Genomic DNA, 11,465 nt, shown 5'->3' with positions numbered 1-11,465 from the left:
TTTCCGCTGATCAGATATCCCACCCGCACCCCCGCCATTCCGTAGAGCTTGGTGAACGCGGAGAGCACGGCCACATGGCGCGAACACGCGGCGCGTGCGGCCACGCTCCTTTCGCGGGCGTCGGGCGCAAATCCGAGGAAGCACTCGTCCACGACGAGCAGCGCGCCCACCTGCTCGCAGCGGCAAGCCGCGGCCTCGATCACGCTGGGGTCGACGAGGCGCCCCGTCGGGTTGTTCGGATTGCAGAGATACGCCACGTCTCCCGGCCCCTCGATCGCGCGGGCGAAGGAGGCGGGCACGTCGAAGTCGTCCGCTTCGGAGAGCGGGAACTCCTGCACGCATGCGCCGTAGTACGATGCCGCCTCCGAATATTCAGAGAACGTCGGCGCGCACACGACGATGTGTTTCGGGCGCACCGCCGCGGCGAGCCGCCAGATGATGTCGGAGGCGCCCGCGCCGCAGACAATAGTATCTTCGGGAATGCCCTGGTCGCGCGCTAGCGCGCGAACGAGGGCGAGGCTTTCCCTATCGGGGTAGGCGTCGATTCGAGAAAGCGCCTTGCAAGCTGCGGCGACGGCGCGCGGCGAGGGGCCTGCCGGATTCACGTTCACCGAGAAGTCAATGAGGTCGGAGGCGCCCCCTTCGCAAGCGATGCCGAGCGATTGCGCGCTGCCCCCATGCGTACGGGCGCGCAGGATTCCCCCGGCAGCCCGGGGCGCGGCGTGGTCTTTCCTCATGCCATCGCCCCCACGGCGAGCACGACCGCCGCGCGCGCGGCGCCGAAGACGACGAGCGCGCATACGGACGCGGCGAGCATGAGCCTTGTCGCCCGGGCGATGTCGCCCCACTCGATTTCACGGGACGCGTCGCCTATCGTCGGTTTCTCAACGAGCTTGCCGAAATACACCGCGGGTCCTGCCAGGCGCAGCCCGAGCGCGCCCGCGCACGCCGACTCGGTCTGCGCCGCGTTCGGGCTCGCATGGCGACGCCTGTCGCGGCGCCAGATGCGCGCCGCCCCGCGCGCGTCGAGCCCGACGATCGGGCACACGGCGATCATGAGCAGGGCCGATAAGCGCGAGGGAATCCAGTTCACCGCATCGTCGAGGCGCGCCGAGGCGCAGCCGAAGTCGATGTAGCGCTCGTTTTTGTAGCCCACCATGCTGTCGAGCGTGTTCACCGCCTTGTACGCCATGCCCAAGGGCGCACCCCCGATCATAAGGTAGAAAAGCGGCGCGATGACACCGTCGCTCGCGTTCTCCGCCACCGTTTCCACGGCGGCGCGCGCGACGCCCTGCTCGTCGAGAACAGACGTGTCGCGTCCCACGATGAGCCCGACGGCTTCGCGCGCCGCGACAAGGCCGCCCCTCGAGAACGCGCGGGCAACGGCCAGGCTCTGGCGGCGCAGCTCGCATGCCGCGAGAATCTGATAGCTCGCCCATGCCTCGGCCACGAAGCGCAAGCCGGAGTGAACCATGCCGCAAACATGCAGGATTCCCCAGGTCAAAAGCCCACACGTAAGCGGAAGCGCCACGGCGAGCACAAGCCCTGCGGCGCGCGTGCCCGCGGACGTTTGCGGGAATACGCCCCGCAGGCGGCCTTCGGCCCACGTGATCGCGCGCCCCATGGCGACGACGGGATGGGGAAGCCAGCGCGGGTCGCCGAAGGCAAGGTCGGCCGCGAACCCGGCGGCGACGGCAAGAATCGTCATCACCGGGCATCGCCCCCCGAAGCGGGGCGAACGTCGCGAAGGCAGCGCCCATCCCAAGTGGCGGCCCATGCGCCGCCCGGCTCGGTATGCACGTCGAAGTATCCCATTTTCGGAACAGCTAGCTCGGAGAGCAGCGCTTTCACGGTACCCGCGTGAACGACGAAGACGGCGCGCCCACTCCCCTGGGCGCGCTCCGATTCGCACGCCTCCCGAAACGCCGCGATGACGCGGCGGGTGAAATCGCTCTTGCCCTCGCCATGCGGGCAGCGCGTCTCGCACCAGGAGTCTACCCAGGCGCGATAGCGCGCATCCTCTTTAAGCTCGGCGGCGCTTCGCCCCTCGAAGTCGCCGAAATCCATCTCGCGCAGACCGGGGCACGCCATAAGCTCCGCGTTCGGGAAGAGGATGCGCGCCGTCTGGTCGGTGCGGGCCATGCCGCTCGTGATAACACGGAACACGTCACGATCGCACGCGAGGTCGCGCAAAGCGCGCTCGCCCGCACTCGACAGGGGCTCGTCGGTGCCCGCCCCGCTGTAGCGATGGTCTTCCGTGCCCGCCGTGGCACCATGGCGCACGAAGACGACTTCCAAAAGCGCACCCGCGCCCTGCGTCCCTCGAGGTGCATCGGCAAGGTTTCCTTTGATGACCTGGGGAATCCCGCACGTCATGCGCACGACGACGTCGGCGCGCGCAGCGAGCGCGCATCCCAGGCGCCCCGCGCGCTCGCGCCATTGGGCGTCTTCCGCACTCATGGGGACGACCCCCGAGCCGACCAAGGGCAGAATCACTGCGTCGAAGCCGATCAGCCGCTCGAGCGCCCGGTCAGCGTCGAGCGCGCGTACGAGTTCCTCAGCATGGTATGCGACGCGGCCGGCAAAAGCCGCGGGCACGCCGCCCTCCGCAAGCTGCGCCGCGTCGACGAAATCGTCCGCCGCGAACCCGAGTTTTTCGCGCACGAAGGTCCTCTTCCCCGAATGCGCGCCACCTACCACGAGCATCATAGGAGCATGCCCCCCACCACCAGCATGGCAAGCATCGCGAGCTCGGCCCATTGCAGAAACCATCCGGCCAAATCCCCCGTCACCCCGCCGAAGCGGGACAGGGCAACATGGCGGTACCACGCGAGCACCAAAAGCCCCGCCACCGCCATAAGGGCGCCGACGGCCTGAGCGCACGCGACCATCCCTGCAGCCGAAGCCGCTGCGAAAGCGTAAAGCGGAACGACGATCGCCGCGCGCTTCTTCGCAGGCGAGAGCCCCGCGGCCATGCCGTCCGCCCGCGCGGCAGGCCAGTATTCAACGGCGAGCCCCGAAAGCGAGCGGGAGAACACGAGCGAGCACAGAAGCGCGAGGAACGCCCCCGCCGTAAGCGGCAGCGCGGTGAACAGGGAAAACTGCAGAATAAGGAACACAACAACACCGATGACCCCGAAGGCGCCCGCCCGCGGGTCGTGCATGATCTCGAGCTTTCGCTCGCGCGGGGCCCAACTTGCAAGCGCATCGGAGGTGTCGCAGAGCCCGTCTAGGTGGATGCCTCCCGTCACCGCCACAGGCAGCGCCACGAGCACGGCCGCGACGATGGTCGCGGGCACGCCGAGCAGGTTCGCCACGTACCCCCACGCCGTCATGAGGAAGCCTTCCGCAAGGCCCACCAGGGGAAACACGGCAAGCGCATGGGTTGACCCGAAATCGGTCCAGGCCGATTTCGGGACGGGGATGCGCGAGAACGTTCCGAACGCCGCGCCGATTGCCTCTACTATCTTCACCTTGTAGGTCCTTCGCCTTTCATACACACGGGAATCCCGCATACCACTTCGACTGCGCGATCGGCCAGCGCCGCCACACCCGCGTTCACGCGCGCGAGCGCGCGCCTCCATGCCTCGGTCCCTTCATCGTAGCGCATCCCATCGGCGAACACGTCGACGGTGACCACCACCGTATACGCAGCGGCCTGAGCGAGCCGTTCAATGCCTCCGAGCACCTCGCGCGCCGCAGCGTCGGGGTCACGTGGGGACAAGCCGCCTTCCGCGAAAAGCTCGTTCGCAACCAGGTTGCCCACGTCCTCCAAAAGAAGCGTGCAGCCGCGCGGAAGCCCGGGCACTGCGGCGCCCACGTCACGCGAGCACTCGAGGGTGGAAAACCCCTTGCCCTCGCGCAGCGACCGATGGCGCGCGATGCGGCGGGCGCCCTCTTCCCCGAAGGGCTCCATCGTTGCCAGGTACACGCGGGGGCCGTCGTGCCCGAGGCACAGGGACTCGGCGTAGGCGCTCTTGCCGCTCGCGGCGGCGCCGATGACAAGTGTCACCGTCATTTCCCGGCCTCGAAATGCTCGTACGCAGCCATACCAGTCGCCGTGAACGTCTTCCCATCCCGGTACACGCGCAACGCCGAATCCAGAAGGGGCAGATACGCCATGGCGCCCGCGCCCTCGCCCAAGCGCATGCCTGCGTCGAGTGGTGCCTTTATGCCGAGCTCGCGAAGGAGCTCCTGGCTTGCGGGTTCGCTTGATGCGTGGGTGCCCACGAGGTAGCCCAAGGCGTTGGGGCACAGGCGCGCCGCGCACAGGGCCGCCGTGCAGGATATGACCCCGTCGAGGAGCGCCGGCGCCTTCGAGGCCGCGGCCCCCAGGTAGAAGCCGCACATCGCCGCGATGTCGAAGCCGCCCACCTTCGAGAGCACGTCGATTGGGTCGGCGGGATCGGGCGAGTTCGCGTCGATAGCACGCTCGACCACGTCGCGCTTGCGCGCGAGTGAGGCGTCCGAGAGCCCCGCGCCGCGCCCGACGAGGCTCCGCGCTTCCGCCCGGATGAGCACTGCGGCCACCGCCGCAGAGGTGGTCGTGTTGCCGATGCCCATCTCGCCCGCGGCGAGAAGGCGCACGCCGGTGCGGGCAAGCCCGCACGCGACGGCGATTCCGACCTCGATCGCGCGCACGGCCCCATCGCGAGACATAGCGGAACCGTGCGCGATGTTGCCGCTCCCCCGCCGCACGTTCGCGCGCACCATGCGCGTGTCTTCTATACCCCGGGCCATACCCACGTCGACGGGCACGACCTCGGCACCCGCGAACGCCGCCATGCGGCAGGCGCTCGTGGCCCCCTCGCACATGTTGCGCGCGACGGCTCGCGTCACGTCTTGCCCGCTTTGCGACACGCCTTCGGCAACGACACCGTTGTCGGAGAAGAATACCGCGAGCGCACGGGGAAACTCGGCCACCTCGGCGCTCCCCTGAGCTGCGGCGATACACGCGACGGCGTCTTCAAAGTCGCCCAATCCCCCCAAGGGGTGCGCGATGGAGTCCCACGCGGCGTACGCGGCGGCGCGGGCGCACTCGTCTGCGGGCTCGATCCGGGGGAGCGTGGCTTCGAGCACGGCGCCCGGCGCCGACGAGAACGCGCGCTCGACTTCCTCGCGGATGCAGGCGAGCGCGGTTTCGGTTGCTTCAGCCATGCCGTCTCCTCTCTGCAAACGACGCTGCGGCAGACGCGAACGCGCGCGCAACGTCGGGGTTCGCAGGATAGTACACATGCGGGAAGCCCGCAACCAGGGACGGGGTGGTCGACATGCACGGCCAGCCCTTGTCGCGCCGGGGCTTCTGCGCCCAGAAGTCGCCGCCCGGGCAGGTGGACTGCCAGTAGTGGAACTCGTGCGCGTGGATGCGTGTGCCGCGCGGCCCGTAGAGCCCGTCGCGTTGGGAAGTGAGCTCCACGTACCCGAAATGGGACAGCCTTCCCCCGTTCTCGCTCGCGCCCTCAGGGGCGCCCGCAACAGGCCAGCGCCGCCCCTCGCTATCGGCGATTTCGCGCTGCAGGTACAGAAACCCACCGCATTCGGCGACCGTCGGCATGCCGAATTCCACCGCGCACCGCACCGCCTCGCGCATCGGCGCGTTCTCGGAGAGCTGCCGCGCATGGAGCTCCGGGTAGCCGCCCCCCAGATAGAGGGCGCTTGCCCCCCGGGGCAACTCGCTATCACACAGGGGGCTGAAAAAGGCCAGCTCGCAACCCAGGTCCTCGAGCGCGCGCAGGTTCTCCTCGTAGTAGAACGAGAACGCCTCGTCACGCGCGACGGCGACGATGGGCCGCGCTCCCGCGATCGGCTCCAACCGGTAAGGTTCCTCGCGGATATCGGGTGCCGTCGCCGCTATTTCAAGCAAGCGGTCGACGTCGACGCTCTTTTCCACCAGCTCGGCCATCTTGTCGATGCGCGCGGAGAGCTGCTCGACCTCGTCGGCGGTCACAAGCCCCAGATGCCGGCTTTCGAGCGAGAACGCCTCGTCGGCGGGGATATTCCCCAAAACCGCGATGCCCGTGTGCTTCTCGATCGCAGGCGCCGCGTAGGCGCAGGCAGCGGCGCTCGTCTTGTTCAGCACGACGCCGCGCACGTTCGCACAAGGCAGGAACTCGGCGATGCCGCGGATTACGGCGGCGAGCGATAAAGACGCCCCGCGCCCGTTCACCACTAAAACGACCGGCGTTTCCGTGTCGCGCGCAACCTGATAGCTGCTCGCGTCGGCCACGCCGGGCGCCATGCCGTCGTAGAAGCCCATGACCCCCTCGAGCACCGCGACATCCGCGCCCGCGGCGCCGCGTGCGAGCAGGGCGCGCAGCGTCGGGGCGTCGGTGAAGAAGCCGTCTAAGTTGCCCGAGCGCGCACCCACGACGCGGCGATGAAAGAGCGGGTCAATGTAGTCGGGGCCGCATTTGAAGGCCGCGCACGCAAGACCACGGCGCGCGAGCGCGCGCAGGAGCGCGCACGTTACGACCGTCTTGCCGCTCCCGCTCGAGGGCGCAGCGACCATGAAGCGCGGGATGGACGTAATCACCGGGCGCCGCCTTCCCCACCTGCGGCGTTGCAATTAGCAAGCGAGACCACCTCAACGGATGGGTTCCCCTCCGCAGAGGGGTCCTCGCCGACAGGCGATTCAGCAAGCGCCCCGACTTCGGCAAGCTCCTCGGCATCCGCGGCCGCACCACGCGCGCTGACGAGGAACACGGGGTTTTGCGCCTTCATAAGATGGTGCGAGCCTACAGCCTCGGCGCGGGCGGCCGACACCTGGCACGCCTCGAACCCCTTAAAGCGCGAACCCGAGAGGAGCGCGCACGCCTCGGTGAGCGTCTCAACGGTGACGCATGGCACGCACAGGCGAACCTGCGAGTTCTTCTCGAGAGCCGCCTCCACGATGGAGGGAAGCTCGCCCGCGCTCCCGCCGACGAACACGGCGTCGGGGACGGGCAGTTTCGCGAGCGCTTCGGGGGCGACACCGGGGACCGCATGCACGTTGCCGCACCCGAATGCATCCGCGTTCTCTCGGATGAGCCGCACGCCGGCCGCGTTGCGCTCGACCGCCCATACCGACCCCGCTCGCGCGACGAGCGCCGCCTCGATCGACACGCTCCCCGTGCCGGCGCCGACATCCCACACGGTGTCGGTCGCGGTAAGGCGCAGCTTCGCGAGCGCGACGGCGCGCACCTCCTGCTTGGTCATGGGAACGTCGCCGCGGATGAAGAGCTCGTCGGGAATGCCCGAGGAAGCGTACGGCCAGCGGGAGCTCGCGGCGCGGAATGCGCCCGCAGAGACCGCCACGAAAGAAGCCGCCGCGGGCGCAGACGCGCCGGCCGGCGCCTCGGAGGCTGCGCTAGAGCCCGCAGGCGACCCGGCGCAGTCTGTGAACTCGATAAGCATCACGTTCAAGTCGTCGAACGTCTGACCTGCGATTTCACTTGCGGTCGCGCAGGTGATGCGCTCGTCGGGGTACGACAGGCGCTCGGCCACCGTCACGCGTGCGTCCCCGAAGCCCGCCTGCACAAGCTCGCCCGAAAGTCGCGAGGGGTCTTCCCCGCCCGACGTGGCGAGGAAGAGCTCACCTGCGCGCTCGGCCTCGGCCACAATGTCGCACGCCACGCCGTGAGCGCTCACGAAGCGCCAATCCTGCCATGGACGCGCGAGGCGCGCGGCGAGATACGACGCTGAGCTTATGCCGGGAATGACGCGCACGTCCACCTGCGCGTCGCCGGAGAGCGCCTCCACCAAGCGGCGCGCGCCGCTGAACAGCCCCACATCGCCCGTCATCACGACCACGGCGCGCTGCCACGACGCCGCATCGGTGAGCGCGGCGACGATGTCCGCCGTCTTAACGAGCTCGCATCTCACCACGTCGGGCGGCACGTCGATGCCGACGAGCGCGCGATGAGCGCCGATGACCACGTCGGCGATGTCGATCGCGTCGAGCGCCGCGCGCGAGAGCAAGTCGGGGTTTCCGGGCCCCGCCCCGATGATCGTTACCTTTCGCATGGAATCTCCCGATACCCGCGCGGCGTGACCATACGGCCGCCTACGCGCTTCGTGTCCGCGTTGCCGACGAACACGGTAGTGAACATGTCGGCGTCGAACTCCCCCAGCTCGGAGAGCCTGCACATGCCCGATTGCTGCCCCTCGCGCCCGATGTTGCGTACCCAACCGCAGAGCGTGTCGGGGGCCTTCCATTCGAGCATAATCTTCGCCGCGCGCGAGAGCCTGTCGGCGCGCTTTCTGCTGCGCGGGTTGTACAAACAGATGCAGAAGTCGGCGCTCGCCACGGCGGCGAGCCTGTGCTCGATGACCTCCCACGGCGTGAGCAGGTCGGAAAGCGACACGACCGCGAAATCGTGGGCAAGCGGGGCGCCGAGCACCGCCGACCCGCTCTGAGCCGCGGTGGCCCCGGCGATAACTTCCACGTCTACATCGGGGTAGTCCTCCGCAAGCTCCAGCACGGGGCTCGCCATGCCATACACGCCCGCGTCACCGCTGCACACGAGCGCCACCGCTTCTCCACTCTGCGCGCGCGAAAGCGCCACGCGGCACCGTTCGACCTCGTGCATCATCGGCGTCGCGAGACGCGCCGCGTCGGGCACGGCGGCGAGCGCGAGCTCCACGTATTTCGTGTACCCCACAACGATGTCGACCGCCTCGAGCGCGCGCCGAGCCGCAATCGTCATGCCGTCGGGGCCGCCCGGGCCGATCCCCACTACGAAGAGCTTTCCCATCACCGCTCCTTAAACGAAAGTTCGATAGTTACCTTGGAAAACGCGACGGTCACGCCGCCGTGAGCGAGCTTCGGGAAGATAAGTATGCCCCCGTCCGCGAGCGCCGCACGCTCGCACACGTTGTCGACTCCCACCGTCGCGCGCACGAAATCAGATGGCGAAACGCTGCCTTCGACCTGCGACAACTCCTCTGCGGAATACGTCGCGAGCGGGATATTGCGCGCGCGGCAGAAGGCGAGCAGACCCTCCTCGCGCGCCTTCACGTCGATCGTCGCCGCCTCGCACACGGCCGAAGGCGAGATACCCGCCTGCCCGCACGCGAGAAGAAACGCCTCCCCGATCGCTTCGGCGCACGCACCGCGGCGGCACCCTATGCCCACAACGATGCAGGGCACGACAAGGCGAAGCGGCTCGGGCGCAGGCGCCTGAGCCCGCACGCCCGCCGGCTTCCCCGTCTCACCGGCGGGTACGACCTCGCCCGTTGTCTCCGCCGCGCGAACGGACGCACCTGCATTCGCGCCAGCGAACGGCGACACGACGATATCGGCCCGAGCGCGGTCGGACGCAATGTCAACCCCCTCAGGCGGCTGTCCCGAAATCGGCATGTCGGAATAGAGCGCCACGCGCCCGCCCGAAAGCAGCCGTGCCGACACTCGCTTGATAGCCTCGGGATTCGAAACAGCGAGCCCCGCACAGCGCGCCCACGTATCCACCGCCCACACGCCGCGGACGTCGGTCGCCGTGGTGATGACGGGGATGGCCCCTGCCGCGCGTGCCACAGTTTGCGCAAGCTCGTTCGCACCGCCCAAATGCCCCGACAAAAGTGGGACGGCAAAGCGCCCCGCCTCGTCGATCACCACAACCGCGGAATCGGTTGCCTTCGAGGCGACATGCGGCGCGATCGCCCGCACGGCGATGCCCGCCGCGCCCACGAACAGAAGCGCGTCCGACGCTTCCCACGCGAGCGCCGTCCATGCGCGCAGGTCGGCCTTCCCCTCGCCGAACCCGCGCGAAACGGAAACGTCCCAGCCAGGGTCATCCTCACCTGTCTGCGCGCAATCGGAAAGCGCGCGTGCGGTGCGCTCCGCCAACGCATATCCCCTCTCAGTGAACGCTATGCAGGAAACCCTCATCTAGCGCACCACCATCGTCGAGAAGTAGCTGCCCCGATCGGGCACATCGTCGAGCGAGCGGTACACGCGCTCGCCCGGAAGCCCACAGTCCTCTACGAGCTCGGAACCGTCGAAGGCGCCCTCCTCGCGAAGGATGCGCTTCGTGTCCGCAAGCGAGCGGCGCGCCTTCATGACCACCTTCGTCCCCGGCCAGCCGATTGCGCGGCGCACGTCGTCGTAGCCGCCGGACACGATGTGCAGAGGCGACGACATCTCGGGCGTGAGGTCGCGCTCGAGCGCTGCGGCGACCGCGCAGAAGCTCGGCACGCCGGGAATGGCGCGCGCCTCGAACCCGCGGGCGCGCACGTCGGGCGCTATGCGCTGGAAGGTGGCGTAGATGCTTGGGTCCCCCAGGTTCAGCAGCGCGACGTCGCGGGCCGCATCCAGGTGCGCGACAAGCTCGCGAACAAGCGAGGCATGCTCGGCCGCGCGGCGCTCGGCGTCGCGCGTCATCGAGAATCGCACGGGGATCACCGTCTTGCCTGTAAGGTCGACGGCGCCGAGCACGATGTCGAGCGCGACCATGACCCCGTCCGCCGTCTGCGGTGCGGCGATGACCGGACACGATTCGATTGTGCGGACGGCCTTGATCGTGAGCAGCTCGGGGTCGCCAGGCCCCGTGCCCACCCCGTACAGCACGCCTTTACTCATACGTCGCCCCCAATTCCCCGATAACTGCATCGGCGCCCGACGTGCGGAAAAGCTCACAGCGCTCGGCGTCGAACACGACCGCGGCGATGTCGCATGCGCCCGCCGCGCGGCGGCGCAACCTGTCCTCGATTGCCGCAGCGAGCGAGGCGCGCGCAGCGTCCCCCACGCCGGCGGCCTCGATTACCTCGAGCGCCGCCGTGGTCGTGACCGACGACATGATCTCGCGCACGGTCTTCGCGCCCGCGCCGGCCAAGGCCGCGTGGGCGGCCAGAATCTCCGCGCGGCAGTCGGCGGTACGCGAATGGGTGTCCATGATGCCGCCCGCGACCTTCACCAGCTTGCCGATGTGTCCCACAAGAAGGACATTGGTAAATCCCTCGCGAACGCAGCAATCAATCGCATCGCCCACAAAGTTGGAGATGAAGACCACCGGCGCACCGTTTAGGTGGAAATGCCCCGAGATGAACTGCGCGCCGTAGTTGCCGGGCGTGAGCACGACTCCGCGCCGCCCCATAGCCGCATGCTGCCGGATCTCGAGCTCGATGCTGTCGCGCAAGGCAGCGAGGCTGCGCGGCTCGACGATGCCCGTCGTGCCCAGGATGGAGATGCCGTCCTCTATCCCCAGGTGCGGGTTGAAGGTCTTTTCGGCAAGGGCAACACCCTCGGGTACCGAAATCGTCACAGCAATATTTCCAGAAAAGCCGTGCGCGGCGCACACCTCGCGCACCGCCGAAGTGATCATCGCGCGCGGTGTCGCGTTGATGGCGGCCGCCCCCACCGGCTGTTCGAGCCCGGGCAATGTCACGCGCCCCACGCCCACGCCGCCATCGACGGAAACTTCCGATTCGCGCGCGGGCACGCCCTTGCTGCCCGCAGCGCCCGTGCCCGACCCCGCATGTTCCACGCGCGC

Annotated in this window: 12 protein-coding genes; all 12 read right to left on the bottom strand. The window is 68.7% G+C overall.

Translation table 11 applies throughout. From position 1 onward, the window contains the following. On the bottom strand, positions 1 to 737 hold a 737-nt coding region (locus DXC67_RS06095; protein WP_199410644.1), incomplete at its 3' end, for a histidinol-phosphate transaminase. Continuing rightward, a complete protein-coding gene (gene cbiB, locus DXC67_RS06090) occupies positions 734 to 1,708 on the bottom strand; it encodes an adenosylcobinamide-phosphate synthase CbiB (RefSeq protein ID WP_117637729.1) in 975 nt (324 codons plus the stop codon). The genes cbiB and DXC67_RS06095, both read right to left, overlap by 4 nt. After that, positions 1,708 to 2,598: a histidine phosphatase family protein gene (locus DXC67_RS06085; RefSeq protein ID WP_233503187.1), complete on the bottom strand. Its 891-nt coding sequence runs from the start codon at positions 2,596 to 2,598 to the stop codon at positions 1,708 to 1,710. The genes cbiB and DXC67_RS06085 overlap by 1 nt, the downstream gene beginning before the upstream one ends. Before the next feature lie 107 nt (positions 2,599 to 2,705). Beyond that, positions 2,706 to 3,473: an adenosylcobinamide-GDP ribazoletransferase gene (gene cobS / locus DXC67_RS06080; RefSeq protein WP_158551300.1), complete on the bottom strand. Its 768-nt coding sequence runs from the start codon at positions 3,471 to 3,473 to the stop codon at positions 2,706 to 2,708. Then, positions 3,470 to 4,018 (bottom strand): bifunctional adenosylcobinamide kinase/adenosylcobinamide-phosphate guanylyltransferase, encoded by a 549-nt coding sequence (locus tag DXC67_RS06075; protein ID WP_117637742.1) that lies wholly within the window; start codon positions 4,016 to 4,018, stop codon positions 3,470 to 3,472. The genes cobS and DXC67_RS06075 overlap by 4 nt, the downstream gene beginning before the upstream one ends. Beyond that, on the bottom strand, positions 4,015 to 5,157 hold the full coding sequence (gene cobT / locus DXC67_RS06070; RefSeq protein ID WP_117637726.1) for a nicotinate-nucleotide--dimethylbenzimidazole phosphoribosyltransferase: 1,143 nt from the start codon (positions 5,155 to 5,157) through the stop codon (positions 4,015 to 4,017). The genes DXC67_RS06075 and cobT overlap by 4 nt, the downstream gene beginning before the upstream one ends. Further along, positions 5,150 to 6,532 carry a cobyrinate a,c-diamide synthase gene (locus tag DXC67_RS06065; RefSeq protein WP_233503186.1) on the bottom strand — a complete coding sequence of 461 codons (1,383 nt, stop codon included), beginning with the start codon at positions 6,530 to 6,532 and terminating at the stop codon, positions 5,150 to 5,152. Before DXC67_RS06065 ends, cobT begins: the two co-directional genes overlap by 8 nt. Then, positions 6,529 to 8,001 (bottom strand): precorrin-6y C5,15-methyltransferase (decarboxylating) subunit CbiE, encoded by a 1,473-nt coding sequence (gene cbiE / locus DXC67_RS06060; RefSeq protein ID WP_117637725.1) that lies wholly within the window; start codon positions 7,999 to 8,001, stop codon positions 6,529 to 6,531. Before cbiE ends, DXC67_RS06065 begins: the two co-directional genes overlap by 4 nt. Next, positions 7,989 to 8,732, bottom strand: coding sequence for a precorrin-3B C(17)-methyltransferase (gene cobJ, locus DXC67_RS06055; protein WP_117637724.1), 744 nt, complete (start codon positions 8,730 to 8,732; stop codon positions 7,989 to 7,991). The genes cbiE and cobJ overlap by 13 nt, the downstream gene beginning before the upstream one ends. Beyond that, positions 8,732 to 9,823 (bottom strand): cobalt-precorrin 5A hydrolase, encoded by a 1,092-nt coding sequence (locus DXC67_RS06050; protein ID WP_233503185.1) that lies wholly within the window; start codon positions 9,821 to 9,823, stop codon positions 8,732 to 8,734. Before DXC67_RS06050 ends, cobJ begins: the two co-directional genes overlap by 1 nt. A 42-nt stretch (positions 9,824 to 9,865) precedes the next feature. Beyond that, the gene (gene cobI, locus DXC67_RS06045; protein ID WP_117637722.1) at positions 9,866 to 10,555 is read right to left on the bottom strand and encodes a precorrin-2 C(20)-methyltransferase; all 690 of its coding nucleotides are present in this window, start codon (positions 10,553 to 10,555) and stop codon (positions 9,866 to 9,868) included. Beyond that, positions 10,548 to 11,465 (bottom strand): cobalt-precorrin-5B (C(1))-methyltransferase CbiD (gene cbiD, locus DXC67_RS06040; RefSeq protein WP_233503184.1); only part of this gene is annotated, 918 nt, incomplete at its 5' end. The genes cobI and cbiD, both read right to left, overlap by 8 nt.

Origin of the sequence: Collinsella sp. TF07-1 (genome assembly GCF_003437235.1) — a bacterium.
Classification (GTDB): domain Bacteria; phylum Actinomycetota; class Coriobacteriia; order Coriobacteriales; family Coriobacteriaceae; genus Collinsella.
This window is presented reverse-complemented; position numbering and strand designations above follow the sequence as displayed.